Consider the following 26,964-nt stretch of genomic DNA (forward strand, 5'->3'; position numbering starts at 1 on the left):
TCATGAAAAAACGGGCCCGGCATTGCCGGGCCCGTTCTGTTTTCAGCTCCATTTCGCAGGAGAGGGCATTGCTCTCCTCTCAACGGCGGATCATTCTCTTGTTCCGCAAAGAGCCGCTCTACTTGGCATAGGCCGGGCAGGGGGTGGCGATCAGGGCGTCGTCCTCGTAGCGCCACAGGGTGAGGCTGTTGCCCCAGACGCACCCGGTGTCGAGTCCCTTGATATCGGATTTGCCGGTGTTGCCCATCAGGGCCGCCCAGTGGCCGAAGACCAGGATGGGGTCATCCACATGGTGCTCGCGCTGCTCGAACCAGGGGCGCAGGCCCGGGGTCGATTCGGTGGGGCCCTTCTTGCATTTGAAGTCGAGGCGCCCGTCGAAGTAGCAAAAGCGCATCCGGGTGAAGCTGTTGATGATGTAGCGGTAACGCTCTATGCCCAGCAGGTTGTCGTTCCAGCTGTCGGGCTGATCGCCATACATGTTGTGCAGCAGCCAGCTGTACTGATCCCCGCGCAGCAGGCTCTCCACCTCCCGGGCACAACTGCGGGCGGTGTGGGCGTCCCAGGCGGGGGAGAGGCCCGCATGCACCATCATGATGGGCAGGTCGGGGTGTTCTGCCAGCAGGGGACGGTGACGCAGCCACTCCAGCAGCTCGTCCCGATCCGGCGCCTCCATCAGCGCCTGCAGCTTGTCTTTCTTCTTGAGCGGGGCGACCCCGTGGGCCACCGCCAGCAGGTGCAGGTCGTGGTTGCCGAGCACGGTGACGGCCTGCTGCCCCAGTGATTTGACGAAACGCAGGGTGTTGAGGGAGTCCGGCCCCCGGGCGACGAGATCGCCGCACAGCCAGAGCGTGTCGTTATCGAAGTCGAACTCGGCAAGATCCAGCAGACGGCGCAAATCGTCGTAGCAGCCCTGGATATCACCGACGAAACAGTTCGCCATGAAACCTCAGTTGATTATGTTGGGGACGGCCAGCGTGAAGGGGGCGATGGGGGCTTCGAATTGTTGCCCCGATTCATCCTGCAGGATGTAGCTGCCTTCCATCACGCCAAGCGGTGTGGCGAGGGGAACGCCACTCTGGTAGGAAAAGGTCTCGCCGGGGGCGATCAGGGGTTGTTCACCGACCACGCCGGGACCTTCCACTTCCAGCATCTTGCCATTGGCATCCGTAATGAGCCAGCGTCGATGCAGCAGTTGCACCGTGCCCGGACCCAGGTTCTCAATCTCGATGCGATAGAGAAAATGGTAGGGATCTGCGGTTCCCGCCACATAGCTGGGGTGGGGGCGGACCACTATCCGGGCTTGGGTCATGGGATCAGGCCTGTTGCTGGTCGGCCAGCCAGTTGGCGATCGTGACGAACTGCTCGAGGGAGAGATTCTCCGGGCGCAGGTTGCCATCGATGCCAAGCTCGGTCAGCTGGGCGTCGGTGATGAAGTTGGAGAAGCTGTTGCGAATGGTCTTGCGACGCTGGCCGAAGCCTTCGGTGCAGACCCGGTTCAGGCAACGAATGTCTTTCGCGACGATAGTCGGGTTCTTGTGCGGGATCAGACGCACCACGGCGGAATCCACCTTCGGCGCCGGCTTGAAGGCGCCCGGGCCCACTTCCAGCACCGGCACTACCTGACAGTAGTACTGGGTCATCACGCTCAGACGGCCATAGGCCTTGCTGCCCGGGCCGGCGGCCAGACGCAGCACCACTTCCTTTTGCAGCATGAAGTGCATGTCCTCCACCCGGTCGGCAAATTCGCACAGGTGGAAGATGAGGGGGGTGGAGATGTTGTAGGGCAGGTTGCCGAAGATGCGCAGCGGCCCCTTGCCTTCCCCCATCAGGGTACTGAAGTCAAAGCGCATGGCATCGGCTTCGATGACGGTCAGCTTCTCCTTGAGGGTCGGGTGTTCGCGCAGACGTGCGGCAAGATCCCGGTCCAGCTCGACCACGGTCATCTTGTCCATCTGGGCGGCGACCGGCTCGGTGAGCGCAGCCAGACCCGGGCCGATCTCCACCAGATTCTGACCCGGTTGCGGGTTGATGGCGGCCACTATCTGGTCGATCACATACCGGTCGTGCAAGAAGTTCTGACCGAAACGCTTACGGGCCGTGTGGCCCATGTGCACCTTACTGCTCATATCTTTTTTTCTCTACCATCTGGATGGCGTGGTTGATCGCGGTGGTGAGGCTGCCGGGGTCTGCCAGGTTCTTGCCTGCCAGATCCAGCGCTGTGCCGTGGTCCACCGAGGTACGGATGAAGGGAAGTCCGAGGGTGATGTTGACCGAGTTGCCAAAGCCCTTGTACTTGAGCACGGGCAGCCCCTGATCGTGGTACATGGCGAGTACCGCATCCGCATCCTTGAGGTATTTGTCCTGGAACAGGGTATCGGCTGGCAGCGGGCCGACCAGATCGATCCCTTCCTGGCGCAGGGCGGCCAGGGCGGGTTCGATGACATCGATCTCTTCACGGCCCAGATGACCCCCTTCCCCGGCATGGGGATTGAGGCCGCAGACATAGATCCGGGGGTGTTCGATGCCGAACTTGCGCTTGAGATCCGCATCCAGGATGCGGATCACCTTGCCAAGGCGATCCTCGGTGATGGCCTTGGCAACATAGGCAAGGGGAATATGGGTGGTCGCGAGGGCCACTCTCAGCCCTTCGGTGGCCAGCAGCATCACCACATCGGCGGTGTCGGACTGCTGGGCGAAGAACTCGGTGTGACCGCTGAACGAGACGCCCGCCTGGTTGATGATCCCCTTGTGCACAGGCCCGGTTACCACGGCGGCGAATTCGCCGCTCAGGTTGCCGTCGCAGGCGCGCTGCAAGGTAGCCAGCACATAGGCGCCGTTGCCCTCATCCAGCTTGCCTGGCACCACGGGGGCGCCGAGCGGCACGGGGCAGACGGTCAGAGTTCCCGCCCGCTGCGGACGGGTGGGGGCGCTTTCGTCATAGGGTTCAAGCTCGACGGACAGCCCCAGCAGGGCGGCCCGTTCGCGCAACAGGGCGGGATCGGCGATCACCACCAGCTGATGGGGCCAGGCCCGCTGGGCAATCTGCAGCACCAGATCCGGACCGATCCCGGCTGGTTCACCCGGGGTGATGGCAAGCCGGTGGCAGCTCAGTTGTGCCTCGGCGTGCCCTGGATGCGCCTTGTTCATCTGCTTGTCGCCCATCAATTGGGTTCGATCTGGATGTAGGCTTCGTCGCGCAGCTCATCCAGCCAAGCCTGGGACTCTTCGGCGAAGCGGCGGTTGAAGATGAGCTGGTAGGCGCGTTGCTCCTGGGCCTTGCCGGTGGCGTCCTGGCTGCGGCGATCCTCGAGCTGCACGATGTGCCAGCCGTGGCTGGTGCGGAAGGGTTCGCTGATCTGGCCCGGTTGCAGGCGACCCAGCATGTCGCGGAATTCCGGCACATAGACGTTGGGATCAGACCAGCCCAGCTCGCCACCCTGCACCGCAGAGCCCGGATCCTCGGAGTATTTCTCTGCCATGCTGGCAAAGCTGGCCTTGCCGCTCTTGATGTCGTGCAGGATGCCGTCCAGGGTGCCCTTGGCCTTCTCCTCGCTCAGGATGATGGAGGGCTTGATCAGGATGTGGCGCGCCTTGACCTCGGTCTGCATGACCTGTTGCTGACCCTTGGTGTCGAAGATCTTGATGATGTGCAGACCGGCGCCTGAGCGCAGCGGGCCGACGATGTCACCCTTGCCTGCCCCTTGCACGGCTTCCGCCATCAGGGTGGGCATCTCCTGCGGGCTCAACCAGCCCCAGTCACCCCCTTCCAGCGCCTTGGGACCGTTACTCTCGGCAATGGCCAGCTTGCGGAAGTCGGCACCCTCTTTCAGGGACGCCAGAATGCGCTCGATCTTGGCCTTGGCAGCGTTGAGCTGCTCGGCATTCGGGTTGTCCGGCAGCGCGACCTGGATATGGCCGATATGATATGACGTCTGCTGCTGGCCCTGTTTGCTCAGGGCCTCGACCACCTGTTTGACCTCTTGATCGGAGATGTTGATGCGACGGCGGACCTGGCTGCGGCGCACCTCGTTCATCAGGATCTCGCGGCGCACCTCCTCACGGTACTGGGCGTAGGTCAGGCCTTCCCGCTCCAGCTGGGCGCGCAGTTGCTCCAGGTTCATCTTGTTGTCGGCGGCGATGCTCTGAATGGCCTGTTCCAGCTGGGTGTCGCTGATCTTGAGCCCCTGGCGCTCCGCCAGTTGCAGTTGCAGGCTCTCCTGGATCAGGCGATCCAGCGCCTGCTTGCGCAGGGTGACGTCATCGGGCAGGGACTGGCCGCTCTCCTGGGCGGAGGCCTTGACCTTTTGCACCAGAGCCTCCTGCTGACTGGCCAGCACCACATCCTTGTTGACCACGGCCAGCACCTTGTCCATCAGCTCGGGGGCGGCGAGGGCACCCTGGCTCATGACTCCGAACAGGCCTGCGGTCAGCAGGGAAATCAACGTCTTCTTCATATCCATCTCTCAAGGCGTTTGCCAGACCGGTTACTGGTCTCGCAGGTTAAACGGACGAATGTAAGGCAGTGCTTCGGTGTCCAGGGAAGTGCCCTTGGAGCCGGTACCCACGCTACCCAATCCTTTCATTTCAAATTGAATGCCGAGGCTGCGCTCGGACGTCGGGGTCAGGTTCACGTTGTCTGGCGTGTTGACCCATTCCAGGTTGAAGTTGATGCTCCAGCAGCAGGAGTCGTATTTCAGACCCACCTTGCGGTCCACTTTGACGTTCTGGTTGAGCTCCTGATAGTAGCCGCCATAAAGGTGCCAGCGATCGTCCAGCGGGGTGGTCAGCAGCAGGCCGATCTGGTTGAGATCCGTCACCTGGCCCTTGTGGTCGAGGTCGTAGTTGGCATCCCGCACGAAGCGGTGGTTCAACTGGCTGATCAACTTCTCGTGACGGTATTCCAGGGCGCTGTTGGCAGAGCTTATCTGGCGCTGTTCCATATCATATTGTGCCCCCGCATGGGCATACCACTGCTCGTTGATCTTGGCGTCACCCTCGAACGACAGCGGGGAGCGGGTATTGGTGCTCAGCTCATCGCTGCTGTAAAGCTTGACCCTGGGCGCAACGAAGTCGAAGGCTTGGGCAACGGCCAACCGGATTCGTTCATCCCCGGCCGGATCATAAATGCGGGTGGTGACCCCCAAGGAGAGCCGGTTGGAGTCACTGATGCGGTCCAGACCGGCGAAGCGGCGATCGCTGAACAGGCTGTAGTAGTCCTGGCGCATGGTGGTGGAGTCATAGACACCGATGTTGTCCTGATCCTTGTAGGGCACATAGAGGTACTGGAACTCAGGCTCCAGGGTCTGGTTGGCTCCCTCGCCAAACCACTGCTGATCCCGCTCGAAGGTCATGCCGCCCTTGAGACGGAACGAGGGCAGTACCCGGGTGATGGTCCCCTCTTCCAGGGTGACGTCGCCGCCCTCTCTCGGGGTGAAACGATTGGTGAAGGTGCTGCTCATCTGGTCAGGCACCGTCTGGTCGTAGCGGGTGTACATCAGCTTGTATTGGCTGTCGAGGAAGTAGCCCGCCTCGTCAACGAGGGGGATGGTCAGGGTGGGGGCCGTGTAGACCCGGGTGCCGGTGTAGGCTTCACCCTTGTTCTGCTCGATGGCCTGATCGTTGTTGTAGCCGAAGTTGGTCAGCTCGGTATTCCAGGCCAGATCGTACCAGCTGCCCTGCTGGTAGTAGTTGTGGTTGATGCGCGGCATCAGCTCGTGGGGCTGCTGGGCGCTGGCCAGCAGGATCTGGTAGGTCCGTACCTCGGCATCGAGGTTCCAGTTCTGCTGGTAGTAACCTGCCTTCAGGGATTGCTGCAACTGGTTGTCGACCTGGGTCCCCACCTTGGGGGTGAAGTCGTTGAAGTAGTTGTAGTCCTGGTCCCGTACCTTGGTGTAGTCCACCGACACCCGCATGGCGTTGTCCATGAACATGGAGGTGTGGCGGGCACTGAGCAGGTAACGGTGACCGTCAGAGAGATGCTGATTGAGGCTGGCCGTCTCGTCGTACTGCTTGTCGTCTGCCAGGTTCTCGAAGTAGAGGCTCCCCACGTGGGCCGGGTCCGGCATGTAGCGGAACTCGACCTGTTCCATCAGGCCCCGTCTGTCCATGAAGCGGGAGGTGATGGTGGCATCGTAGTTGGGGGCGATGTTCCAGTAGAACGGCTGGGTGATGTCCATGCCGTTCTTGGAGCTTTGGGTATAGCCCGGGTAGAGCAGACCGGTCTTGCGCTCATCCTTGATGGGGAAGTTGATATAGGGGAAGTAGAAGACCGGATAGTCATAGAGCCAGAGGCTGGCGTTCCAGGCCTCCCCGAATACCTCGGACTGATCGATGTCGATGCTGCCGGCCTTCAGGGTCCAGGCCTCCTGGCCCGGTGGGCAGGTGGTGTACTGGGCCCCTTCCAGAGTGATGTTCTGGTTGTTGTTGGTCATGGTCACCTTTTCGGCGAAGCCGCGCACCGGTGAGCCATGGACCTGATACTTGCCCTCTTCCAGCTCGGAGTTCTTGGTGTCCAGGTTGGATTTCAGGGTCTTGTCGCTGGTGACCGTGATCTGGCCATCGTTGTAATAGATGTTGCCGATGGCGATGACATCCCGGCTCTTCTGGTCGAGCTGGGCATAGTCGGAGTCGAACTTGCGCACGCCCTGGCGCACCTTGACGTCACCCTCGTAGACGGCGGTACCGCCCTGCTTGGCCTCCAGGCGATCGGCATCCACCTCGACGGGCTGGGCATTGGCGTCCTGGCCCGCACTGGGCTTCTCTATCTTGGGGACATAGTCATAGCAGAGGCTGTCGAGGATCCCGGTAGCGGGTGGCGCATTGAGTGGCGCTGCCTGGGCCATGAGCGGGCTCAGGGCAGGAACAAGGCTGATGGTCAGGGCGATGGGACAGGAGTATCCCAGTGTCCATTTTGTCATGTGAAAGGCTCGCGCAATCCGTAGTAAAAACGGTGGATTCAGGGCATGCATTTTATGTCAGGATCCATCGAGTTGACATTGCATGTCATTGCTTTATGTTAGCCGGCAATGATAAAGCATTATTGCGGCCAGGGCTAACAGCCAAGTGCTGCTTTCCAATTTGGTTCCCGACTCATGCACGATCGCGCTTCCCTGCTTTTGCAATGGGCTCGCCGGATTTCCGGTGACGCCAACCTCTCGTTGACGCTTATTTCCGGTGACGCCAGTTTCCGCCGCTACTTCCGGGGTGGCGGTCTGGTGTGGGTGGATGCTAATCCGAAAACCGAAAAAAATCATGAATTCGTTCGCAATGCCACCGCCCTGCACGATGCGGGGCTGCTGGCCCCCGAGGTAAAGGGGGTCGACTACGAGCAGGGATTGCTGGCGGTGACGGATCTGGGGGATACCCAGCTTATCGGCTGCCTGAACGAAGAGAGCGTACTGGCCTGGTATGGCAAGGCCATCGCCCTGCTGCCAGGGCTCGGCGCCGTGGCGCTCGAGCTCGAGCCCTTCGATGAGGCCTTCATGGCCCGCGAAAATGCCATCTTCCCCGAGTGGTTGCTGGGACAGCATCTGCAACTGACCCTGAGCGATGAAGAGCAGCAGTTGCTGGCAGAGACCTTCGCCTGCCTCACGGCGAGCAACCTGGCCCAGCCACAAGGAGTGATGCACCGGGACTTCCACAGCCGCAACCTGATGGTGTGCGGCGGGACGAATCCGAAGGAGAGCGACCTCGCCCTTATTGACTTCCAGGACATGGTCATCGGGCCGCTGAGCTATGACCTGGTCTCCCTGCTTAAAGATTGCTACGTGCGCTGGCCGGACGCGGTGATCGAGCAGGGCATGCGACTTGGCTTCGACACCCTGCAAGAGGCCGGCCTGCTTGGCAATCTGGACTATGCCGCGTTTCGTCGCGCAGCCGATCTAACCGGTATGCAGCGTCATCTCAAGGCGGCGGGTCTCTTCACCCGCCTCTATCACCGCGATGGCAAGGCCGGCTACCTCAAGGACATTCCCCGTACCCTGGGCTACGTGGTCGATGTCTGTCGCAGCCATGGCGCCGCCTATCCGGTGCTGGCCCGCTTCGGCCAGTGGCTGGAGCAGGTGGTGCTGCCCGGATTGGCGCGCACCGGGGTGACACCATGAAGGCGATGATCCTGGCCGCGGGGCGGGGGGAGCGGATGCGCCCGCTCACCGATCTGCTGCCCAAGCCGCTGCTGGCGGCGGGGGGCAAGCCGCTCATCGTGCACCACATCGAGAAGCTGGCTGCTGCCGGGGTGACCCAGCTTGTGATCAACCACGCCTGGCTCGGACACAAGCTGGTGGCGGCCCTCGGCGATGGCAGTGCGCTCGGGGTATCCATCCACTGGTCGGCCGAAGAGAGCGCGCTCGAGACCGCCGGCGGCATCGTGCAGGCGCTGCCCTTGCTGGGCAGCGAACCCTTTCTGGTGATCAACGGCGATACCTGGCTCGACCTGGATTATCGCGCTCTGGTGAGCCAGCCGCTTGGGGAGGATCTCGCCCACCTCTGGCTGGTGCCCAACCCTCCCCAGCATCCGCAAGGGGACTTCTCCCTGCAAGCGGGTCGGGTGCTGGACACCCCGGCCCTCACCTTCAGCGGCGTCGGTCTCTATCACCCCGCTGCCTTTGCTGGCTTGCCCTGCGGGGCGCGCAAGCTGGCCCCCCTGCTGCGCGACTGGATGGCGCAGGGACGGGTGGGTGGCAGCCTGCTGGCAGGCGAGTGGCGCGACATCGGCACAGTGGATCGGCTGCGCGAGCTGGACGAGAAACTGCTCGCCGGCACCCATTAACATCACGAGGTCTTGAACCATGCGTATTTGGGGCAAGGTGCTTGGCACCTTCTTCGGTTTTCTGCTCGGCAACATCTTCGGTGCCCTGCTGGGCCTGTGGATCGGCCATCGCTTCGATCGGGGCATGGGGATCCGCGGGGCCTTCCTGCGGGCACCCAGCCAGCAGCAACAGGCCGTCTTTTTCCATGCCACCTTCGCCGTCATGGGCCACATCGCCAAGGCGAGCGGCCAGGTCACCGAGCACGAAATACGGGTCGCGTCCAACCTGATGGACAGGATGCGTCTGGCCGGAGAGCAGCGGGTACGGGCTCAGGAGTCGTTCCGCCTTGGCAAGGAGGCGGACTTCCCCCTGCGCGAGACCCTGGCGGAGTTTCGCCAGGCGAGCCTGGGGCAGCGCGACATCCTGCGCTTCTTCCTCGAGGTCCAGCTGCAGGCCGCCTTCGCCGACGGTCAGGTGGAGGCGAACGAGCGGGCCATCCTGCAAACCATCGCCGACGAGCTGGGGTTCAGTCGCATCGAGCTTGCCCGCATTCTGGCCATGGCCGAGGCCCAGATGAACTTCTTCCACCGCCAGCAACAGCAGGGCAGTGGCCAGGGGCAGCAATACCGCCAGGAGCCCCCCTCCCGGGATCGCCTCAAGGATGCCTATCAGTTGCTTGGGGTGAACGAGAGCGACAGCGATCAGGAGATCAAGCGTGCCTATCGCAAGGAGATGAGCAAGCATCACCCTGACAAGCTGGCCGCCAAGGGATTGCCCCCCGAGATGATGGAGATGGCCAAGGAGAAGACCCAGGAGATCCAGCAGGCCTGGGAGTGGATCCGTGAGGCCCGCGGTATTCGCTGAGCCCTGAGCCCGCCATAAAAAAATGCCCGTCGATGACGGGCATTTTTGTTTTCAGAGTCTGGTTTTCATTTCATGGAAGAAAAATCAGTGGGCATCGACCCAGACAAACTTGAGGACGAAGAGCAGGGCTACCACCAGCACGCAGGGGTTGATCTCGCGCCAGCGGCCGGTGCCCGCCTTCATCACGCAGTAGGAGATGAAGCCGACGGCGATCCCCTCGGTGATGGAGAAGCTGAACGGCATCATCACCGCGGTCATGAAGGCCGGCACCGCTTCGGTCAGGTCTTCCCACTTTACCCGGGTCAGCTCGGAGCACATCAGCACGCCCACGTAGATGAGAGCCCCCGCTGCGGCATACGCCGGTACCATGGCGGCGACCGGAGAGAAGAAGATGGCCAGCAGGAACAGGATGCCCACCACGATGGCGGTCAGGCCGGTGCGACCGCCGACGGCGACGCCGGAGCTGCTCTCGATGTAGGCCGTCACGGACGAGGTCCCCATGAAGGCGCCGCCGACGGAGCTGACGCTGTCCACCACCAGGGCCTGCTTCATGCGCGGGAAGTGCCCCTTGTCATCGGCCAGCTTGGCGCGGTTGGTCACGCCGATCAGGGTGCCGGAAGAGTCGAACAGGTTGACCAGCATGAAGGAGAAGATGATCCCGGCGAGGCTGATGTCCAGCGATCCCATCAGGTCCAGCTGGCCGAAGACCGGTGCAATGCTCGGCGGCACGGAGACGAAGCCCTTGAAGGTGACGTCGCCGAACAGCCAGCCCAGGGTGGTGGTCACCACGATGGCGATGAGCACGGCGGAGTGGACGCCGCGGGCGGAGAAGATGCAGATGAGGAAGAATCCCAACAATCCCAGCAGGCAGGGCAGGGAGGTGAGGTTGCCCACGGTCACCATGGTGGCGGGGCTCGCGACCACGATGCCGGCATTGTGCAGGCCGAGCAGGGCGATGAGCAGACCGATGCCGGCGGTGATGCCGACCCGCAGGGTCAGGGGAATGTTGGCGATGAGCCAGTAGCGTACCCGCAGCAGGGTCAGGATCAGCAGGCCCAGCGCACCCCAGAAGATGGTGCCCATGCCGACCTGCCAGGAGTAGCCCATGCCAGCCACCACCACGAAGGCGAAGAAGGCGTTGAGGCCCATTGCGGGAGCCAGGGCGATGGGCAGGTTCGCCAGCAGACCCATCAGGATGCTGCCGATGCCGGCGATGAGGCAGGTGGTAACGAACACGGCCTGGGTGTCCATGCCTGCCGCAGAGAGGATCTGCGGGTTGACGAAGACGATGTAGACCATGGTCAGGAAGGTGGTGATGCCGGCGATCACCTCGGTGCGGGCCGTGGTGCCATGACCTCGCAGGGCAAACAGGCGCTCGAGCAATCCCTGCCCGGCAGCCGGGCTGGCGGTCTGCCCGGTAGCGTGATGTGGTTGATTCATGTTGGATTCCAATGGGTGACGTGAAATAGGCAGCAGGGGGCCCGGCCCATCCATGCGGGGCGACGGACCCTGATTCTGGCGGTGAAGTGACCAGACTCGTCCTGATACCGTGACAGCGCGCACATTTTCACACAGGCGGCCAGGTTTACAAACCCCGGATGTGCGAGGCGGATCAATGAATAGAGTAAAAATTCAAACGTTTTCTCCCGGAGGCAGGAGAAAGGGGACCAATAGAGCCCCGTTTCCACATCGGGATCAACGGTTTTTCTGGTAGCGTTCGATAAGCTGGCTCAGCACGGCATCGCTCTGCTCCAGCAAGGGATCGAGGGTCAACCCCATGCGTTGCAGCAGCAGGGTGGCCTGGGTTTCGCTCAAGGGGCGGCCATCAAGGAAGTAGGCCTGCTCGGCAAGTTGCTTGTCATGGCGGGGCAGCAGCACCCAGTGCACCCGTCGGGGTTCGATGGCGGCGAGGATCCGGTTGGCGGCCGCGCAGAAGGTATCGATGTGCTGCTTGCCATCCGGCCCCAGGCAGCCGGGTTCGAGCCGGATCTGGATGGTGAGTCTGGTGGTGGAGGCTTGGGTCATGGGTCGCTATCGGTGGGGAATAGGTGGAGATTGTAAGTCAGAAGAGGCAAAAAAGGGGAGCCCCGGCTCCCCTTGTGACGTCATACCTGGCGGCGCAGCTGTTGCCTCGCCTTACTTGGCAATGCGCTTGTACTTGGCGCGGCGCGGCTGGATAGCCTCGGCACCGTAGGTCTTCTTCTTCCACTCTTCGTATTCGGTGAAGTTGCCTTCAAAGAATTCGATCTTGCCCTCGTCCTGGTAGTCTAGGATGTGGGTGGCGATGCGGTCGAGGAACCAGCGGTCGTGGGAGATGACCATGGCGCAACCCGGGAACTCCAGCAGGGCGTTCTCGAGGGCGCGCAGGGTTTCGATGTCCAGATCGTTGGTCGGTTCATCCAGCAGCAGCACGTTGCCGCCGGTCTGCAGCAGCTTGGCCAGGTGCAGACGGCCACGTTCACCACCGGAGAGCTCGCCGACCCGCTTCTGCTGGTCGGAACCCTTGAAGTTGAAGCGGCCGATGTAGGCGCGGCTCGGGAACTCGTAGTTGCCGATGCGCAGGATGTCCTGGCCGTCGGCGACTTCCTCGAACACCGTCTTCTTGTCGTTCATGCTGTCGCGGAACTGATCCACGGAGGCCAGCACCACGGTGTCACCCAGGGTGATGGAACCGGAATTCGGTTGTTCCTGACCCGACATCATGCGGAACAGGGTCGATTTACCGGCACCGTTCGGACCGATGATGCCGACGATGGCACCCTTCGGAATGGAGAAGGAGAGATCGTCGATCAGCTGGCGGTCGCCATAGGACTTGCAGAGGTTGGCCACCTCCACCACCTTGTCGCCCAGGCGCGGTCCGGGCGGAATGAACAGCTCGTTGGTCTCGTTGCGCTTCTGGTAGTCGTTGGTGTTGAGCTCTTCGAAGCGAGCCATACGAGCCTTGGATTTGGCCTGACGGCCTTTCGGGTTCTGACGAACCCACTCCAGTTCCTTCTCGATGGACTTGCGACGGGCGGCTTCGGAACTCGCTTCCTGGGCCAGACGGGCATCTTTTTGCTCCAGCCAGGAGGAGTAGTTGCCTTCCCAGGGGATGCCTTCGCCGCGGTCCAGCTCCAGGATCCAGCCCGCCACGTTGTCGAGGAAGTAGCGGTCGTGGGTGATGGCCACGACGGTGCCTTCGTAGTCGTGCAGGAAGCGCTCCAGCCAGGCCACGGATTCCGCATCCAGGTGGTTGGTCGGTTCGTCCAGCAGCAGCATGTCCGGCTTTTCCAGCAGCAGACGGCACAGGGCCACGCGGCGGCGCTCACCACCGGAGAGGTGCTTGATCTGGGCATCCCAGGCCGGCAGGCGCAGGGCATCGGCCGCGCGCTCCAGCTGGTTTTCCATGTTGTGACCGCCCTGGGCGGCGATGATGGCTTCCAGCTCGCCCTGTTCGCGGGCCAGCTTGTCAAAATCCGCATCCGGGTCGGCGTAGGCTGCATAGACCTCGTCGAGGCGCGCCATGGCGCGTTTGACGTCGCCGACCGCTTCTTCGACCGCTTCGCGTACGGTCTGATCCGGATCCAGCTTCGGCTCCTGGGGCAGGTAGCCGATCTTGATGCCGGGCTGCGGACGGGCTTCCCCTTCGATCTCGGTGTCGATGCCCGCCATGATGCGCAGCAGGGTCGATTTCCCGGCGCCGTTCAGACCCAGCACGCCTATCTTGGCCCCCGGGAAGAAGGAGAGGGAGATGTTCTTGAGAATATGACGCTTGGGCGGCACGACCTTGCCAACCCTGTTCATGGTGTAAATAAATTGAGCCATTGGCTAATTCTCTTCCTTTCAGCAGTTTAATGTCTTGGCATTAACAAACTGATGTCGTGGTGGGGCCGGGTCGACGGGCCGTCAACCCGGTTCCAAAAAACCCGTCGATTGTAAACCAATGGGAGAGGGGCGGCAAAGCCGGGCGCCGCAGGCCGGGACGGCCGACAGGCGCGAGGGAAGAGGGGCAACCGGGCAAGCTCAGCGCGGTGAGCTGCGGCGGGCCGGTTTGTCAGGATCCTGCCCCGAGTAGTAGAGCACCCGCTGCACATACTCCTGGGTTTCCTGATAGGGCGGCACACCGCCGTGGCGCAGCACGGCCTGTTCCCCGGCGTTGTAGGCGGCGCTGATCCTCACCCAGTCCGGACCGAACTGCTTCTCCAGCCACTTCAGGTAGATCATGGCACCACGGATGTTCTGCTGGGCATCGAACGGCCGGGTCACGCCGAAGCGGGCCTGGGTTTCGGGAATGAGCTGCATGACGCCCTGTGCCTGCTTGGGGGAGACGGCGGTGCTGTTCAGATTGGATTCGGCGATGGCGATGGCCAGGGCGAGCTGGGGGTCCACTTTGTGACGCTGGGCGGCCTGGCGGATCATGACGGCCAGCTTTTGCTTGGCCTGTGACTGTCTGGCCAGGTAGCGCTCCTGATCGAAGGGGGTACTGGGGCGCACCCAGGGGGCTCCGCCACCGCCTCCGATGCCGCAGGTACCCAGGGACGCATTGCCGACCCGCTCGTTGTAGTAACGGGCGGCCTGCTGGTTGCCAAGGCGCATGGCCATGGCCAGGTAGGCGTTGGCGCTGCGGGCATTGCGGATCCCCTGGGGGCCGCGGGCCAGCAGGCGGCCGATGCGGTAATAGGCTTCCGGGTTGCCAAGGTTGGCGGCGGTGCAGTAGTGGGCGATGGCCTGCCGCGGGTTTCCCTGTTCCATGGCGGCGCCCTGGCGCAGTGCGCTCATGGCCTTGGGGGCCTGACGAAAGGGATCTGCGTGGGAAGTGGTGGCGAGCAGTATCAGGAGTCCCCAGCCCCAGAGTCGTTTTTTCATGGAAACCTCGTCGTTGGTATCCGCAACATATAGGCCCGATCCGGGGAGGGACGCCAGCCAGCAGATGGAACATCTGGTTATGTGGGTGAGCAACAGAGATGAAAACGGTATGGAACTTTTGGTGCAGGGGAGAAGCGGTATGGCTCCCGGGTCAGTGACTGCTTTGACAGATTTGTTAATTGAGGTTCAATATGCTGACACAGTTGTTTTCTAACGCCTTGTATTTGCATGATGTCAGCTAGGCCATCGATGCAATGTCGTCGGGTCTGCCGGGTGAATCGATAGCGCCTCGGATGAGGGCAGGATGTGCATATGGTCGAATCGGTCGATATCTCTGTCGTGGTACCCGCCAAGGATGAACGGGACAATCTGGCCCCGCTCGTCGGCGAAATAGATGCCGCCCTTGGGGGCAGGTTCGAGTACGAACTTATCTATGTGGACGATGGCAGCGTGGACGGAAGTCATGTGGTGCTGCGCGATTTGCAGACGCGTTTCACCAGGCTGAAGGTGCTGTGCCATGTCCATGCCGTGGGCCAGAGCATGGCGGTGCTGAGCGGGGTGCGCCACGGGCGTGGCGACTGGCTGGTGGTACTCGACGGCGATGGTCAGAACGATCCCGCCGACATTCCCGCCATGCTGGAGGAGGCGATGCGCCGCTACCAGAGCGATCCATACCAGGTGGGCCTCATCGGCCACCGGGTCAACCGCCGTGACGACTGGGTCAAGCGCCTCTCTTCAAAGCTGGCCAACGGCTTTCGCGACCTGCTGCTGCGCGACGGCATTCCGGATACCGGCTGCGGGCTCAAGGTCGTGCGTCGCGACTGGTATCTGAAACTGCCTGCCTTCAATCACATGCACCGCTACATCCCCGCGCTGATCCAGGCACAAGGGGGGCGCATGGCGCCCTGGCCGGTCAACCATAGGCCACGCCAGGCGGGCATCTCCAAATACGGGGTCTGGAATAGGCTCTGGGTCGGGCTGGTGGATGTGGTCGGGGTCTGGTGGTTGCAGCGCCGCTCCAAGGTGGTTGAAATCCGGGAGATGCTGGAGTGATGGACGCCTGGCTGTCTGCCCCCATCGACTGGCTGGACTGGACCGGGGTGCATGTCACCGGCTGGAAGCTGATTGGCTACACGGGGGCGCTGATGTTCGGCGGACGCTGGCTGGTGCAGTTTCTGGCGTCCAGGCGGGCGGGGCGACCCGTCATCCCGCGCCTGTTCTGGTACATGAGCGTGCTCGGCAGCCTGATGACGCTCAGCTACTTCACCTTCTCTCCCAAGCAGGACTCCGTCGGCGTGCTGCAAAACCTCTTCCCCACCTTCACCGCGCTCTACAGCCTCTATCTCGATATCCAGCATCGGGGCTGGCGGCGTGACAAGGGAGTGACCGGGGAGGCTCGTCATGGTGAGTGATCGCACCCTGCTCAATCAGACGTCCCTTGGCTGGTTGCTGCTGATCGCGCTGGTGGTGCTGGGGGCCGGGCTGGGTCTGCGGGATCCCTGGCCGGCGGACGAGCCGCGCTTTGCCCTGATCGCCAAGGAGATGGTGGAGAGTGGCCAGTGGCTCTTCCCCATGCGCGGCGGGGAGCTCTATCCGGACAAGCCGCCGCTGTTTATGTGGGGGATCGCGATCGGTTATGTGTTGACTGGCTCCATCAAGGTGGCCTTTCTGCTGCCTTCCCTGCTGGCGGGGTTGCTGACCATCTTGCTTGTGTGGGACCTGGGGCGCCGCCTGTGGGATCCGGCGACGGGATTTCTGGCGGGCTTGCTGCTGCTCTTTACCGTCCAGTTCACCCTGCAGGCCAAGACGGCGCAGATCGATGCCCTGGCGACGGCCTTCATCACCCTCGGTCTCTATGGTTTTCTGCGCTTCCTGCTCTGCGAGGGAGGGTGGCGCTGGTACTGGCTCGGCTGGTTTGCCGCGGGGCTTGGCGTCATCACCAAGGGGGTGGGAGTACTGGCCCTGCTGGTGCTGCTTCCCGCGCTCTGGACCCACAGGTCGCAAATCCGCGCCGCGCCTTTGTCAGCCTGGCTGAAGGCCCTGCTCGGGCCGCTGGCCATGGCCCTGGCGATGAGCCTCTGGCTGGTCCCCATGCTGGAGGCCGTGACCCGAAGCGGGGATCCCCTCCTGCTGGCCTACAGAGACAACATATTGCTGCGCCAGACGGTGACTCGCTATACCAGCGCCTGGCACCACGTCAAACCCTTCTGGTACTACCTTACCTCGGTGATCCCGCCGTTCTGGCTGCCACTCTCTCTGCTGCTGCCCTGGCTGGTGGTGACCTGGCGGCGCGCCATCCGGGCGCAGGACGGGCGTATCCTGCTGCTGCTGGGTTATCTGGTGCTGGTGGTGCTGTTTTTCTCCTGCTCGCCGGGCAAGCGGGGCGTCTACATCACGCCCGGTACGCCCGCCCTGGCGCTCCTGACCGCACCCTTCATCGGCACCCTGCTGGTCCGGGTCTGGCCGGGGCGACTGCTGGCCGGGCTCGGCTGGCTGCTGGGGGGGGCAGGGCTGGTGGGGGCTCTGGTGCTGGCATTTAGCGACAGAGTGGCCAGCCGTCTGGGGGAACTGGGGCCGGATCCCTGGCTTCCCCTGCTGGTGCTGGGGGGATCCTTGCTGCTGATCAATGCCTGGCTTCGCCGGGCGCCACTGACCGCCATTCTCAGCTCCCTGGCAGTGGGGTGGTTGATCTACTCCTGCTGGATCAGCGTGCGCCTTAACGAGGTGCGCACCCCTCAGGCAGTCATGGCATTGGCGGCGCAGAAGGTGCCTGCGGGGAATGAACTGCTGCTGGCGGGCTTCAAGGAGCAGCATCTGCTGTTTAGCCTGCAACCAGTGAAACATTACCCTTATCTGATGGGAGACGGGGAGCAGGCCCGGGAAGCTGCCGCCTGGATAGGGGCTGCCCCCGGGCGCTGGGTACTGGGGAGCGCCGACCTGATGGTGAGGTGTTTTGACCCCGCGAAGATGGAAAACCTCGGCAACCGTCACCGTACCGACTGGCTGCTGGCAGGCCCGCAGGCCCTCAAACCCGCCTGCCGTGGGCACTCCCCCACCATGGTGCCCTTCAGCTATACCCCTTCATCCTGAGCGCAGGGTCGCGAGCCAGGGGACCCTGCCACCTCGTTTGGCTCAGACCCGGTAGTAGTCCCGATACCAGCGGACAAAGCTGTCTACCCCTTCCTTGAGCCCGACACGGGGGCGATAGCCCGTGGCGTCGAACAGCGAGCGGGTGTCGGCCCAGGTGGCGAGCACGTCGCCGGGCTGCATGGGCAGCATGTTGCGGATGGCCCGTTTGCCGAGGGCCGCCTCGATGGCATCCACGAAGTCCAGCAGCCTGACCGGGCTGCCGTTGCCGATGTTGAAGAGGCGATAGGGGGCCGGGCTGGCGTCCGGGGCCCCCTGCCAGTGGGCATCGCCCGCGGGGGGGCTGTCTGAGATGCGCACTATCCCCTCGACGATGTCGTCGACATGGGTGAAATCCCGGCTGAGCTGGCCCTGGTTGTAGAGGTCGATGGGGTCGCCGTTCAGGATGGCGTGCACGAACTTGAACAGGGCCATGTCGGGCCGACCCCAGGGGCCGTAGACGGTGAAAAAGCGCAGCCCGGTGGTGGGCAGACCGTAGAGATGGGAGTAGGAGTGGGCCATCAGCTCTCCCGCCTTCTTGCTCGCCGCATAGAGAGAGACGGGATGATCCGCCCCATGGGACGGCTTGAACGGCATCTGTTCGTTCAGCCCGTAGACCGAGCTGGAGGAGGCATAGATCAGGTGCTGCACCCGGGTCTGGCGACACCCTTCCAGCACGGTGAGGTGGCCGGTGAGGTTGCTGTCGGCATAGGCGAAGGGGTTGTCCAGGGAGTAGCGCACCCCGGCCTGGGCCCCCAGATGGATCACCCGGTCAAACTGCTCGCGGGCAAAGAGCGAAGCCATGGCCGCGCGGTCCGCGAGATCGGTGCGCTCGAAGCGAAAGCCGGGCAGAGGCGTGAGCAGGGCGAGGCGCGCCTCCTTGAGACTCACCGTGTAGTAGTCGTTGAGGTTGTCTATCCCCACCACCTGATGGCCGTCGCCACAGAGCCTGCGCGCCACATGAAATCCGATAAACCCGGCGGCACCGGTGACGAGGTACTTCATCGCTCCTCCTGATGGGTCAGGCTGTCGCCACGGCCGATGGCATAGTAGGTGAAACCGCGCTGGCGCAGACGGGCCGGATCATAGAGGTTGCGGCCGTCGAAGATGATGGCCTGCTTCAGGGTCTGGCGAAGCAGGTCGAAATCCGGTGCGCGGAACTGTTGCCACTCGGTGCAGACGAGCAGGGCATCGGCCCCCTGAAGGGCGGCTTCCTGGGTGTCGCACAGGGTCAAGTCCGCCCGCTGGCCATAGAGGCGGGCGGCCTCGGTCATGGCCTCGGGGTCGAACGCCTGCACCTTGCCTCCTGCCGCCTAGATCGCCTCCATCAGCACCCTGCTCGGGGCTTCGCGCATGTCGTCGGTATTGGGTTTGAAGGCGAGTCCCCATAACGCGAAGGTGCGCCCCGACAGACTGGCACCAAAATGGTGGTGCAGCCGGGTCATGAGCCTGTGCTTCTGCGCCTCGTTGACCTTCTCCACCGAGCGCAGCAGGGGGGTCTCGCACCCCGCCTCCTTCGCGGTGTGGATCAGCGCCCTGACATCCTTGGGGAAGCAGGATCCGCCATAACCGCAGCCCGGGTAGATGAAGTGGTGGCCGATGCGCGGATCGGCACCAATGCCCTTGCGCACTTCCTCGATGTCGGCGCCCAGGGCTTCGGCCAGGGTGGCCATCTCGTTCATGAAGGAGATGCGGGTCGCCAGCATGGCGTTGGCGGCGTACTTGGTCAGTTCGGCGCTGCGTGCATCCATCCGCAGGATGCGGTCTCGCTTGCGGTTGAAGGGGGCGTAGAGCTCCTCCAGCAGGGAGAAGGCGTGATCGGAGTCGGTGCCGATGATGATGCGATCCGGCCGCAGGCAGTCGGCGACGGCGGCGCCCTCCTTGAGAAATTCGGGGTTGGAGACCACGTCGAGCGGAAGATCGAGACCACGGTCGGCGAGGCGCTCCGCAATGTGTCGCCGTACCCGGCTGGCGGTGCCGACAGGGACAGTGCTCTTGTTGACCACCACCTTGCCCCCTTGCATCAGGCGGCCTATGGTGTCCGCCACCGTCATCACCTGATGGAGGTCGGCGGATCCGTCCTCGTCCGGCGGCGTTCCGACCGCGATGAAGATAAGCTCGGCAAACTCCACCGCCCGTGCCGGGTCTGTGGTGAAGATCAGGCGGCCGGCCTGATGATTGCGCAGCACCAGAGGGGCGAGGCCGGGCTCGAAGAGGGGAATGTGTCCCGCTTTCAGGGCCGCGACCTTGTCGGCATCCACATCCACACAGATCACCTTGTGACCCATCTCCGCCAGTACGGCGGCCTGAACCAACCCGACATAACCTATTCCGAATACGGTGACTCTCATCCGCTGTTGTTCCGCTGGCAGTGACAAGCGACTCATTCTAGAACGATTCGGGTGCGGGGGCAGCGCCCCGTTTCAGGTTTTTCAGCATCATGCCGGCGGTGAGCGTGGGACATTTTGGTGCAAGGATTGTAACGCCTGGATGACGCGCACCATTTTGGCGCGTGAAGGGCGGGACTTGTGATCCATCTCACTCAAAATGGAGACTGTCGGCATAACGAAGCCCCGGTTCACGGGGCTCGCTCCGCCCGACGGGCGGCCAACACTCTCTTGCTTCGCGACTGGATACCTGGTTATGGACAACACTTCACGCTCTGCGCATCCACTGTATGAGGATGTGCTCGCCTTGCTGACCGCAGCAGGCTTCGTTTCCCTCGGCATCTTCCTGTTCCATCAGGTCGGCCTGCTCACCGGTGGCACCGCCGGCCTGGCGCTGCTGCTGCAACAGGTGACCGGCATCAGCTTCGGCCTGCTGTTCTTCGCCATGAACCTGCCTTTCTATGCCCTGGCCTGGCTCAGATTGGGGCCGCGCTTCACCCTCAATACCTTTGCCGCCGTGGCCACCGTCTCCTTCATGACGGATCACCTCAACGCCGTGCTGCAAATCGGCAAGATCGAACCCGTCTACGCGGCGCTGATCGGCGGCACCCTGATCGGCATGGGGCTGCTCATCATGTTCCGCCACAAGGCGAGCCTGGGGGGCTTCAACATCCTGGCGCTCTTCATTCAGGACAGATGGGGTGTGCGGGCAGGCAAGCTGCAAATGGGACTGGATTGCGCCATCGTCGTCGCCTCTTTCTTCGTGGTCTCCCCCTGGCTGCTGGCGCTTTCCGTGGTGGCTGCCATCATCTGTAACCTGGTGTTGACACTCAATCACAAGCCGGGGCGCTACCAGATAGCCTGATGTGCCCGTGGGGATTGCCCTGCTGGTCAGCCCAGGGCTGGATACCGCAAAAAGACAGAGCGCCTGATGGCGCTCTGTTGCTATCTGCCCCCGGGTGTCACACCACCATGGGGACGCCGCTCTCGGGGTGGTGGATCACCTGGGCGGGGTAGTCGTAGAGGCGCGCGATGAGCGCCGGGGTCAGCACCTCGCCTGCGCTGCCGTCAGCCATCAGCCTGCCCTGCTCCAGCATCACCAGCCTATCGGCGTAGCGGGCTGCCAGATTGAGATCGTGCAACACCACCAGCACGGCGGTGTTGCGGCCGGCCAGCGCCCGGGCCATGGCGAGCAACTGGTGCTGGTATTTGAGATCCAGCGCCGAGGTGGGCTCGTCCAGCAGCAGCAGCCGCGCTTGCTGCGGTTCCTCCGGTGCCTGCCAGATCTGGGCCAGCACCCGGGCGAACTGCACCCGTTGACGCTCCCCGCCGGAGAGGCCGGGATAGAGGCGGTTCGCCAGATGGTCGACCCCGGCGTGGGTCATGGCGGCGCGGACAATCTCGTCGCGCCGGCTGGCAGGCTCGCTGTGGGGCAGCCGGCCCATGGCCACCACCTCTGCGCACAGGAAGGGGAAGCTCAAGGAGGAGCTTTGCGGCAGCACACCGACCCTGTGGGCCAGAGCGTTGTCGGCCCACCCCCTGCGGGTCTGGCCGAACAGGTGGATCTCCCCTTCATGTTCCAGCTCGCCGGTCAGGCACTTGAGCAGCGAGCTTTTGCCCGCCCCGTTGGGGCCGAGCAGGGCGGTCAGGCTGCCGGCATGCAGGTCGAGATCCAGGCTGTCCAGGATAAGTCGGTTGCCACGACTGAGGCGAAGGCCCCGGCAACTGAGCAGGGGGGAGGGGGATCCGGGCAAGGTGGCGATCTCCTGTTACAGGGTTCGGCGGCTCTTGACCAAGAGCCAGATGAAGAAGGGGGCACCCAGCAGGGCGGTGATGATGCCGACCGGCAGCTCGGCCGGTGCGAGCAGGGTACGCGCCAGCATGTCGGCCCCCAGCAGCAGGCCAGCCCCCAGCAGGGCTGACAGCGGGAGCAGGCGGACATGGTTGGGACCGGCCAGCAGCCGTACCAGATGGGGAACCACCAGACCGACAAAGCCGATCATGCCCGCCACGGCCACCGCCACGCCGACACCGGCAGCGGTGAGCAGGATGAGGCGACGCTTCAGCGTCTGCACGTTCACCCCCAGATGCCGTGCCTCTCCCTCTCCCAGCAGCAGGGCGTTGAGGGGATTGGCATCACGCATGAACAGCAGCAGCAAAGCGGCCAGGGTCAGCAGCGCCAGCGTCACATCGACCGGCTTGCCTGCCGCCAGGGAGCCCATCTGCCACAGGCTCAGGTTGCGCAGCATCTGATCGTCGGCGAGATAGGTGAGCAGTCCGATGACGGCGCCGGAGAGCGCCGTGATGGCCACCCCGGCCAGCAGCATCACGGTGACCGAGGTGCCCCCTTCCCGGGTACCCAGCAGATAGACGAGGGTGGTGGTGAGGGCTCCGCCGAGAAAGGCGAGCAGGGGCAGCAACCCCAGGCCGAGCAGGCTCTGCAGGTGCGAGCCCAACGGGGCGAGCAGCACGATGGCCAGGGCTGCGCCGAGTGCCGCCCCACCCGACACCCCTATGATGCCGGGGTCTGCCAAGGGGTTGCGAAACAGTCCCTGCATGACGGCGCCGCAGAGGCCGAGAATGCCCCCCACGGCGATGCAGAGCAGGGTTCGTGGCAGACGGATTTCCTGCACGATCAATAACTTGTGAGCCTCAATCCCGCTCTGTGGTCCGGCAAACAGGGCGCGCAGGCTCTCGCCAAGGGAGAGGGACATGGGGCCGGTCGCGAGGGACCCGACCAGCAGCAACGCCAGCGCGCAGCCGGTCAGGGCGAGCAGCCAGGGCAGAGGCAGGCGCATCAGGAACCCTGCTTGATCCACTGGGCGATCTGGTTCGCCTGTTGCAGGGAACGAAGGCTGAGGCCCCCTTGCAGGGCATGTCCGTCGATGGCGTGGATAGCCTTGTTCTTGCCTGCCGGGGTGGCTGACAGAGCCGGCACCTGGCTCAGGACGGCGTCGGGATCCTGATACTGCTGCCAGTCGCGGCCGCTCACCAGCACCAGATCAGGTTGCAGCTCGATGAGGGATTCGGTGGAAACGGGCTTGTAGTCGTGGAGCCCAGCCACCGGATTGACGCCGCCCGCCAGGGTGACGAGGGCGCTGGCGGTGGTGTTGCCGCCAGCGATGCTGGTGGGTTGACCCTTGTGCAGCAGCAGGAAGGCGACCTTGAGGGGCTTGTTCTGCTTCGCCTGCGCCGCCAGGGTGTCGCTCTGGGCGGCAATTTCCTCCTTGAGCTTGCTCCCTGCCGCCTGGTCACCCAGGAGATGGGCCAGGGTATCGATACGCTCGTTGAGGTTGGCCAGCGTAGGGGCTGTGGCCATGACCTCGACCTTGACGTTGGCACGGCGCAACTGATCAAGCGTGCTGTTCGGGCCCATCTCGTCGCTGCCGACCACCAGGGTCGGAGAGAGGCTCAGGATCCCTTCGGCGGCGAGGGCGCGGTGATAGCCGACCTTGGGCACGCCTCTGGGCTCCGGACTGCTGACATCGGTGGCGACCAGGCTCTGCTCGCCTCCCAGTGCCAGGATGAGTTCCGTGGTGGCCGGGCCTATGCTGACGATACGCTCCCCCGCCATGACGGATGGGGAAGAGAGGGAAAGGGCACAGCCGAGCAGGCTGAATGCGAGGGCAAAACGACGGCCCATGCGAACCTCCGAAGGGTGAATGAAATAGGGTTGCCGCCGAGAATATCAAGTCGTCCATCAAAATGCACTGAGAATGAAAGCGATTATCAATTGCGTTACTTGGGGCGCTTTATTACAGTATCCGCCGCGACACCGAGCACCATCGCCAGATCATCCAGGGAGAACCGATGAGCATTGCACAACGCATTCAGGCGCTGCTGGAGCAAGACCCCAGCGCCCACCCGTCCACCCTCGCCACCGAGCTGGCCGTCAGCGAGTGGGAGGTGGTACGCCATCTGCCTGCCGCCCTGATGACGCAAGTGCCTGCCGGGGAGGCCGAAGCCCTGCTGGCGGACCTGTCCAGCTGGGGTCAGGTGACCACCATCGTCGAATCCGATGGCTCCATCTTCGAGGTGAAGGCTCCCTTCCCCAAGGGCAAGAACGCGCGCGGCTACTACAACCTGATGGGGCGGGACGGCGAACTGCACGGCCACCTCAAGCTCGACAATGTGGCGGGCATCGCCCTGGTCAGCAAGCTCTTCATGGGCAAGGAAGGGCACTCCTTCCAGTTCTTCGGCCACAGTGGCCGCTGCATTTTCAAGATCTACCTGGGCCGGGACGAGCAGCGTCAACTGCTGCCTGAGCAGGTGGAGCGTTTCATGGCCCTGCGCCGTCAGTATCAAGAGGAAGTGAAAGCATGAGTGAACGTCAGGAGCGCCTGCAAAACCGCCTGCAACCGGAGATCCGCGAGTTCCGCGACGGTTGCCGTACCCTGCAGCTCGCCACTGTGGATGGCGAAGGCAACCCCAATGCCAGCTATGCCCCCTTCGTGCTGCAGGAAGATGGATACTATGTGCTCATCTCCGAGATAGCTCGCCACGCCCGCAACCTGCAACAGGTGCCCAAGGTATCGCTGATGCTGATCGAGGACGAAACCGGGGCACGCGAGCTGTTTGCCCGCAAGCGTCTGACCTTCGATGCGGTCGCCGAGGTGGTGGCGCGCGACGACGCACGCTGGGAGAAGGCCGTTGCGGCGCTGGAAGGGCGCTTCGGCGAAATCGTCAAAGGGCTTTCCAACCTCAAGGACTTCGTGCTGTTTAGGCTCAAGCCCGAGCAGGGACTGTTCGTTAAGGGATTCGGTCAGGCGTTCCGTGTCTCCGGCGACGAACTGGTGGACTTCGTTCACCTGGTGGAAGGGCACAAACGCATCGACAACGGCGCCGAGCTGACCAGCCCGGCGGATGAACCCGTTTGAGGGGACAATCAGCGAGATGAGAAACGGGCAGCCTGGGCTGCCCGTTTTGTTGTTATGTCCCGGGTTACTCCTGCCAGCCTGCCAGGTTGGGGAAGGCATCGCGATCGGCCTGGGTGGCGCTCTCGTTGCATTCCCCGCGGATCTTCCAGGAGGTCTGGCTGAGGACGATATAGCCGCTTCGGCAATATTTGCGCGTGGCCAGCATCTGGGTGAGCTGCTCGTCCTGCAGGGCTTCCCGGCGTTCCAGCAGGCTCTTGTCGCGGCGGCTCAGCCGGTTGTCATCTCCCTCCTGCAACCGGGTTGGCAGGACGTCGAGAGGGGCGGCCTCAAAGGTGAAGCGCTTGCTCCCGTCGTCGCTGATATGGGTGTGGAACAGGGGGGCCGGGCCATCGGGTGCTGCCCCCGGCAATCCGGAGCAGGCGGTGAGCGCCGGTAACAGCAGCGTGAGGGCAACGGCAGAGAGTAGACGCACACAAGACTCCAATCGGGTGTTCACATCAGGACGGGCAGCTTAACACGCCCGCTCGGGTTAAATGGTGGCCAGCAGCTCATCCGTCGTGAGCAGGGTCACGCTTCTGCCTTGAGGCAGGCTCAGATGCTGCCACATGAAGTGGTGGTGCTGGATGATCTGCTCCGCACTCAGGTGCGGCCTGTCCGCCGTGGTATGGGCGTCGGTCACCGCAAAGGCGTCAAAGCCCCTGGCGGCGGCGCTGCGCAACGTGGTATCGACGCAAAAGTCGGTGGCACAGCCGCAGATAAGCAGTCTGTCTACCGACTGCTCTGCCAGCAGGAAGCCGAGTTCGGTATCGAGGAAGCTGTCACAGGCGGTCTTGCGCACCCGGCTGTCGTGGGGAGATGGGGCCAGATCGGCGTGCAGTTGCCAGCCCGCACTGCCAGGTTCCAGTTCGGAACCCGGTTCGTCGTGTTGCACATAGATGACCCGTCCGTGTTGGCCCCGCACGCGATCGGCCAGACGATTGATGTTGGCGATGACCTGGGCATCCTGATGGCGGGGGTTATCGAACAACCCCTGTTGCATGTCGATGACGAGTAACACATCCATATGAAATCCTTGGGCTATTTTGAGGGTTGCAACCATTGGCTGCAGTCACGGCTTCGGGATTGATGCAGTGCGCCCATATCTTGCTTCATTTCCTTTGCATTTAGCCAGCGTTCCGGCAGGGGAGCGATGCGGACCCTGACATCGGCGTCTCTCCCGGGGGCTGTCTCGTCACCGGTTTGCGGCACGATGAGTGCCACCTTGAGTGCCGGATTGCGGCTGGCGATGCGACTGGCGATCCCGAGTCCCCCCTCCACGTGGAAGTTGCCTGCGATATGCATGATGCGCCTGCCGGGATGCTTGCCCAGATAATCCACCATGCTTTCGGCCATGGTGTCGTCCCAGCTGGTCTGGGCGGCGAAGCGACGGGCATTGCCGTCCGCATCCCCATGGTGCATGGAGGCCATGAACTTCTGGCGGTAGCCGTCATCCCCCAGAGTCAGCTCGCGGGCAAGCTGGCTGCGGCGATTGGCCGGCAGTTTGTCGAGCCAGGCCGGTCCCTCCTGACCGACGCAGCTCACCAGAGGTTTGGGGGCATTGGCGGCAATCACTGGCAGGTGCTGCGCCTTGGCGAACTCCACCAGAGGGCGGTAATCACTCTGGTAGTTGGGCCAGGCATGGCCATCTCGAATGAGGGCCGATTCGCCGATGCGTCCGGCCAGGTAGGCATCCAGCACCGGCTGATCGGCGCGGCTGAACTGCTCCATGGAGAGTACCAGGGCCCGGCCATCGGCTTGCGACATCTCGTCAAGCCCCGCCAGCAGACGTGCCTGCAACAGATGGATGGCCGGGTGAGTGTGAAGCTCCCCCACCAGCACGATGTCGGCATCCGCCACCCGCGCCACCGCCTGCTCGAAGGTCAGCGCCTGCCCCTGGGCCGTATCGAGCCGTGCGTGATAGAGGGTCTCGGGTGGGGTGTTCTGCGGCGTGGTGGCGCAGGCGGCCAGCAGCAGGGGCAGGGCGAGCAGGGGGAGTCGTCGGATCATGGTTACTCACTCAAGAAACAGGGGATGGGAAAAGGCTGCACCATGGGATGGCGGCATGGCGAGCGAAAAAGT

Annotated in this window: 28 protein-coding genes; 9 read left to right on the top strand and 19 right to left on the bottom strand. The window is 63.3% G+C overall.

The window, feature by feature from the left end; translation table 11 throughout:
* Window positions 1–118 precede the first annotated feature (118 nt).
* The 6 genes from AB5Y47_RS13975 to lptD are packed head-to-tail and all read right to left on the bottom strand — an operon-like array spanning window position 119 to window position 6,917.
* Window positions 119–940, bottom strand: a complete 822-nt coding sequence (locus AB5Y47_RS13975) for a symmetrical bis(5'-nucleosyl)-tetraphosphatase (protein WP_039040022.1) — start codon at window positions 938–940, stop codon at window positions 119–121.
* A 6-nt stretch (window positions 941–946) separates the two neighbouring features.
* Window positions 947–1,309 (bottom strand): Co2+/Mg2+ efflux protein ApaG, encoded by a 363-nt coding sequence (apaG, locus tag AB5Y47_RS13980; protein ID WP_010673206.1) that lies wholly within the window; start codon window positions 1,307–1,309, stop codon window positions 947–949.
* A gap of 4 nt (window positions 1,310–1,313) precedes the next feature.
* Window positions 1,314–2,126, bottom strand: coding sequence for a 16S rRNA (adenine(1518)-N(6)/adenine(1519)-N(6))-dimethyltransferase RsmA (gene rsmA, locus AB5Y47_RS13985; protein WP_010673207.1), 813 nt, complete (start codon window positions 2,124–2,126; stop codon window positions 1,314–1,316).
* Window positions 2,116–3,111: a 4-hydroxythreonine-4-phosphate dehydrogenase PdxA gene (gene pdxA / locus AB5Y47_RS13990; protein ID WP_080944220.1), complete on the bottom strand. Its 996-nt coding sequence runs from the start codon at window positions 3,109–3,111 to the stop codon at window positions 2,116–2,118. The genes rsmA and pdxA overlap by 11 nt, the downstream gene beginning before the upstream one ends.
* 50 nt (window positions 3,112–3,161) lie before the next feature.
* A complete protein-coding gene (gene surA, locus AB5Y47_RS13995) occupies window positions 3,162–4,454 on the bottom strand; it encodes a peptidylprolyl isomerase SurA (protein ID WP_010673209.1) in 1,293 nt (430 codons plus the stop codon).
* Between the two features lie 30 nt (window positions 4,455–4,484).
* Window positions 4,485–6,917, bottom strand: a complete 2,433-nt coding sequence (lptD, locus tag AB5Y47_RS14000; protein WP_045523771.1) for an LPS assembly protein LptD — start codon at window positions 6,915–6,917, stop codon at window positions 4,485–4,487.
* Window positions 6,918–7,091: 174 nt separating this feature from the next.
* Here lptD and AB5Y47_RS14005 point away from each other — a divergent pair, with 174 nt between their 5' ends.
* The 3 genes from AB5Y47_RS14005 to djlA are packed head-to-tail and all read left to right on the top strand — an operon-like array spanning window position 7,092 to window position 9,611.
* Window positions 7,092–8,102, top strand: a complete 1,011-nt coding sequence (locus AB5Y47_RS14005; RefSeq protein WP_049636187.1) for an aminoglycoside phosphotransferase family protein — start codon at window positions 7,092–7,094, stop codon at window positions 8,100–8,102.
* On the top strand, window positions 8,099–8,767 hold the full coding sequence (gene murU / locus AB5Y47_RS14010; RefSeq protein WP_052816414.1) for an N-acetylmuramate alpha-1-phosphate uridylyltransferase MurU: 669 nt from the start codon (window positions 8,099–8,101) through the stop codon (window positions 8,765–8,767). The genes AB5Y47_RS14005 and murU overlap by 4 nt, the downstream gene beginning before the upstream one ends.
* Before the next feature lie 19 nt (window positions 8,768–8,786).
* Window positions 8,787–9,611 carry a co-chaperone DjlA gene (djlA, locus tag AB5Y47_RS14015; protein WP_368220317.1) on the top strand — a complete coding sequence of 275 codons (825 nt, stop codon included), beginning with the start codon at window positions 8,787–8,789 and terminating at the stop codon, window positions 9,609–9,611.
* 84 nt (window positions 9,612–9,695) lie between these two features.
* On the opposite strand, the gene AB5Y47_RS14020 is transcribed toward djlA, so the two are convergent.
* The 4 genes from AB5Y47_RS14020 to AB5Y47_RS14035 form a co-directional block, all read right to left on the bottom strand.
* Window positions 9,696–11,051, bottom strand: a complete 1,356-nt coding sequence (locus tag AB5Y47_RS14020; protein WP_045523766.1) for an NCS2 family permease — start codon at window positions 11,049–11,051, stop codon at window positions 9,696–9,698.
* Window positions 11,052–11,306: 255 nt separating this feature from the next.
* Window positions 11,307–11,636, bottom strand: coding sequence for a hypothetical protein (locus AB5Y47_RS14025; RefSeq protein ID WP_045523765.1), 330 nt, complete (start codon window positions 11,634–11,636; stop codon window positions 11,307–11,309).
* 111 nt (window positions 11,637–11,747) lie between these two features.
* Window positions 11,748–13,415, bottom strand: coding sequence for an energy-dependent translational throttle protein EttA (gene ettA, locus AB5Y47_RS14030; protein ID WP_368220318.1), 1,668 nt, complete (start codon window positions 13,413–13,415; stop codon window positions 11,748–11,750).
* 198 nt (window positions 13,416–13,613) lie between these two features.
* Entirely contained in the window at window positions 13,614–14,456 is an 843-nt protein-coding gene (locus AB5Y47_RS14035; RefSeq protein ID WP_368220319.1) for a lytic transglycosylase domain-containing protein, read from the bottom strand.
* Between the two features lie 312 nt (window positions 14,457–14,768).
* Here AB5Y47_RS14035 and AB5Y47_RS14040 point away from each other — a divergent pair, with 312 nt between their 5' ends.
* The 3 genes from AB5Y47_RS14040 to AB5Y47_RS14050 are packed head-to-tail and all read left to right on the top strand — an operon-like array spanning window position 14,769 to window position 17,546.
* On the top strand, window positions 14,769–15,509 hold the full coding sequence (locus tag AB5Y47_RS14040; protein WP_323929032.1) for a glycosyltransferase family 2 protein: 741 nt from the start codon (window positions 14,769–14,771) through the stop codon (window positions 15,507–15,509).
* Window positions 15,509–15,868, top strand: a complete 360-nt coding sequence (locus AB5Y47_RS14045; protein WP_045523761.1) for a lipid-A-disaccharide synthase N-terminal domain-containing protein — start codon at window positions 15,509–15,511, stop codon at window positions 15,866–15,868. Before AB5Y47_RS14040 ends, AB5Y47_RS14045 begins: the two co-directional genes overlap by 1 nt.
* Complete coding sequence (locus AB5Y47_RS14050; protein WP_368220321.1) at window positions 15,858–17,546, top strand: ArnT family glycosyltransferase; 1,689 nt, start codon at window positions 15,858–15,860, stop codon at window positions 17,544–17,546. Before AB5Y47_RS14045 ends, AB5Y47_RS14050 begins: the two co-directional genes overlap by 11 nt.
* A gap of 42 nt (window positions 17,547–17,588) precedes the next feature.
* Here the strand turns inward: AB5Y47_RS14050 and AB5Y47_RS14055 are convergent, their stop codons facing one another.
* Genes AB5Y47_RS14055 through AB5Y47_RS14065 form a run of 3 tightly spaced genes read right to left on the bottom strand, consistent with a single transcriptional unit; the run spans window position 17,589 to window position 19,933 of the window.
* Window positions 17,589–18,587, bottom strand: coding sequence for an NAD-dependent epimerase (locus tag AB5Y47_RS14055; RefSeq protein ID WP_368220322.1), 999 nt, complete (start codon window positions 18,585–18,587; stop codon window positions 17,589–17,591).
* Window positions 18,584–18,880: a UDP binding domain-containing protein gene (locus tag AB5Y47_RS14060; RefSeq protein WP_368220323.1), complete on the bottom strand. Its 297-nt coding sequence runs from the start codon at window positions 18,878–18,880 to the stop codon at window positions 18,584–18,586. The genes AB5Y47_RS14055 and AB5Y47_RS14060 overlap by 4 nt, the downstream gene beginning before the upstream one ends.
* Window positions 18,881–18,895: 15 nt before the next feature.
* Window positions 18,896–19,933 (bottom strand): UDP-glucose/GDP-mannose dehydrogenase family protein, encoded by a 1,038-nt coding sequence (locus AB5Y47_RS14065; RefSeq protein WP_368220324.1) that lies wholly within the window; start codon window positions 19,931–19,933, stop codon window positions 18,896–18,898.
* A 292-nt stretch (window positions 19,934–20,225) separates the two neighbouring features.
* On the opposite strand from AB5Y47_RS14065, the gene AB5Y47_RS14070 reads away from it, so the two are divergent.
* Window positions 20,226–20,834 (top strand): YitT family protein, encoded by a 609-nt coding sequence (locus AB5Y47_RS14070; RefSeq protein WP_124243950.1) that lies wholly within the window; start codon window positions 20,226–20,228, stop codon window positions 20,832–20,834.
* A 97-nt stretch (window positions 20,835–20,931) separates the two neighbouring features.
* Here the strand turns inward: AB5Y47_RS14070 and AB5Y47_RS14075 are convergent, their stop codons facing one another.
* From AB5Y47_RS14075 to AB5Y47_RS14085, 3 genes are read right to left on the bottom strand one after another with little or no spacing between them, the layout of a single operon-like run.
* Window positions 20,932–21,723, bottom strand: coding sequence for a heme ABC transporter ATP-binding protein (locus AB5Y47_RS14075; RefSeq protein ID WP_368220326.1), 792 nt, complete (start codon window positions 21,721–21,723; stop codon window positions 20,932–20,934).
* A 15-nt stretch (window positions 21,724–21,738) separates the two neighbouring features.
* On the bottom strand, window positions 21,739–22,770 hold the full coding sequence (locus AB5Y47_RS14080; protein ID WP_039040072.1) for an iron ABC transporter permease: 1,032 nt from the start codon (window positions 22,768–22,770) through the stop codon (window positions 21,739–21,741).
* Window positions 22,767–23,612, bottom strand: coding sequence for a hemin ABC transporter substrate-binding protein (locus tag AB5Y47_RS14085; protein WP_103260746.1), 846 nt, complete (start codon window positions 23,610–23,612; stop codon window positions 22,767–22,769). The genes AB5Y47_RS14080 and AB5Y47_RS14085 overlap by 4 nt, the downstream gene beginning before the upstream one ends.
* Window positions 23,613–23,779: 167 nt before the next feature.
* Between AB5Y47_RS14085 and hutX the strand changes: the two genes are divergently transcribed.
* Window positions 23,780–24,292 carry a heme utilization cystosolic carrier protein HutX gene (hutX, locus tag AB5Y47_RS14090; RefSeq protein WP_045523746.1) on the top strand — a complete coding sequence of 171 codons (513 nt, stop codon included), beginning with the start codon at window positions 23,780–23,782 and terminating at the stop codon, window positions 24,290–24,292.
* Window positions 24,289–24,846 (top strand): heme utilization protein HutZ, encoded by a 558-nt coding sequence (hutZ, locus tag AB5Y47_RS14095; RefSeq protein ID WP_010673228.1) that lies wholly within the window; start codon window positions 24,289–24,291, stop codon window positions 24,844–24,846. The genes hutX and hutZ overlap by 4 nt, the downstream gene beginning before the upstream one ends.
* Window positions 24,847–24,910: 64 nt before the next feature.
* On the opposite strand, the gene AB5Y47_RS14100 is transcribed toward hutZ, so the two are convergent.
* From AB5Y47_RS14100 to AB5Y47_RS14110, 3 genes are read right to left on the bottom strand one after another with little or no spacing between them, the layout of a single operon-like run.
* On the bottom strand, window positions 24,911–25,318 hold the full coding sequence (locus AB5Y47_RS14100) for a hypothetical protein (RefSeq protein WP_201896623.1): 408 nt from the start codon (window positions 25,316–25,318) through the stop codon (window positions 24,911–24,913).
* A 57-nt stretch (window positions 25,319–25,375) separates the two neighbouring features.
* On the bottom strand, window positions 25,376–25,909 hold the full coding sequence (locus AB5Y47_RS14105) for a cysteine hydrolase family protein (RefSeq protein ID WP_182957147.1): 534 nt from the start codon (window positions 25,907–25,909) through the stop codon (window positions 25,376–25,378).
* Between the two features lie 14 nt (window positions 25,910–25,923).
* Window positions 25,924–26,892, bottom strand: coding sequence for a ChaN family lipoprotein (locus AB5Y47_RS14110; protein ID WP_268452297.1), 969 nt, complete (start codon window positions 26,890–26,892; stop codon window positions 25,924–25,926).
* Window positions 26,893–26,964 lie beyond the last annotated feature (72 nt).

It is taken from the genome of Aeromonas sp. R7-2 (assembly GCF_040908105.1).
GTDB lineage: Bacteria > Pseudomonadota > Gammaproteobacteria > Enterobacterales > Aeromonadaceae > Aeromonas > Aeromonas caviae.

Excerpts from the sequence above, each read along its gene's own strand:
- AB5Y47_RS13975 (WP_039040022.1), bottom strand. The coding sequence starts at position 940 with ATGGCGAACTGTTTCGTCGGTGATATCCAGGGCTGCTACGACGATTTG.
- apaG (WP_010673206.1), bottom strand. The coding sequence starts at position 1,309 with ATGACCCAAGCCCGGATAGTGGTCCGCCCCCACCCCAGCTATGTGGCG.
- rsmA (WP_010673207.1), bottom strand. The coding sequence starts at position 2,126 with ATGAGCAGTAAGGTGCACATGGGCCACACGGCCCGTAAGCGTTTCGGT.
- surA (WP_010673209.1), bottom strand. The coding sequence starts at position 4,454 with ATGAAGAAGACGTTGATTTCCCTGCTGACCGCAGGCCTGTTCGGAGTC.
- lptD (WP_045523771.1), bottom strand. The coding sequence starts at position 6,917 with ATGACAAAATGGACACTGGGATACTCCTGTCCCATCGCCCTGACCATC.
- AB5Y47_RS14005 (WP_049636187.1), top strand. The coding sequence starts at position 7,092 with ATGCACGATCGCGCTTCCCTGCTTTTGCAATGGGCTCGCCGGATTTCC.
- murU (WP_052816414.1), top strand. The coding sequence starts at position 8,099 with ATGAAGGCGATGATCCTGGCCGCGGGGCGGGGGGAGCGGATGCGCCCG.
- djlA (WP_368220317.1), top strand. The coding sequence starts at position 8,787 with ATGCGTATTTGGGGCAAGGTGCTTGGCACCTTCTTCGGTTTTCTGCTC.
- AB5Y47_RS14020 (WP_045523766.1), bottom strand. The coding sequence starts at position 11,051 with ATGAATCAACCACATCACGCTACCGGGCAGACCGCCAGCCCGGCTGCC.
- AB5Y47_RS14025 (WP_045523765.1), bottom strand. The coding sequence starts at position 11,636 with ATGACCCAAGCCTCCACCACCAGACTCACCATCCAGATCCGGCTCGAA.
- ettA (WP_368220318.1), bottom strand. The coding sequence starts at position 13,415 with ATGGCTCAATTTATTTACACCATGAACAGGGTTGGCAAGGTCGTGCCG.
- AB5Y47_RS14035 (WP_368220319.1), bottom strand. The coding sequence starts at position 14,456 with ATGAAAAAACGACTCTGGGGCTGGGGACTCCTGATACTGCTCGCCACC.
- AB5Y47_RS14040 (WP_323929032.1), top strand. The coding sequence starts at position 14,769 with ATGGTCGAATCGGTCGATATCTCTGTCGTGGTACCCGCCAAGGATGAA.
- AB5Y47_RS14045 (WP_045523761.1), top strand. The coding sequence starts at position 15,509 with ATGGACGCCTGGCTGTCTGCCCCCATCGACTGGCTGGACTGGACCGGG.
- AB5Y47_RS14050 (WP_368220321.1), top strand. The coding sequence starts at position 15,858 with ATGGTGAGTGATCGCACCCTGCTCAATCAGACGTCCCTTGGCTGGTTG.
- AB5Y47_RS14055 (WP_368220322.1), bottom strand. The coding sequence starts at position 18,587 with ATGAAGTACCTCGTCACCGGTGCCGCCGGGTTTATCGGATTTCATGTG.
- AB5Y47_RS14065 (WP_368220324.1), bottom strand. The coding sequence starts at position 19,933 with ATGAGAGTCACCGTATTCGGAATAGGTTATGTCGGGTTGGTTCAGGCC.
- AB5Y47_RS14070 (WP_124243950.1), top strand. The coding sequence starts at position 20,226 with ATGGACAACACTTCACGCTCTGCGCATCCACTGTATGAGGATGTGCTC.
- AB5Y47_RS14085 (WP_103260746.1), bottom strand. The coding sequence starts at position 23,612 with ATGGGCCGTCGTTTTGCCCTCGCATTCAGCCTGCTCGGCTGTGCCCTT.
- hutX (WP_045523746.1), top strand. The coding sequence starts at position 23,780 with ATGAGCATTGCACAACGCATTCAGGCGCTGCTGGAGCAAGACCCCAGC.
- hutZ (WP_010673228.1), top strand. The coding sequence starts at position 24,289 with ATGAGTGAACGTCAGGAGCGCCTGCAAAACCGCCTGCAACCGGAGATC.
- AB5Y47_RS14105 (WP_182957147.1), bottom strand. The coding sequence starts at position 25,909 with ATGGATGTGTTACTCGTCATCGACATGCAACAGGGGTTGTTCGATAAC.
- AB5Y47_RS14110 (WP_268452297.1), bottom strand. The coding sequence starts at position 26,892 with ATGATCCGACGACTCCCCCTGCTCGCCCTGCCCCTGCTGCTGGCCGCC.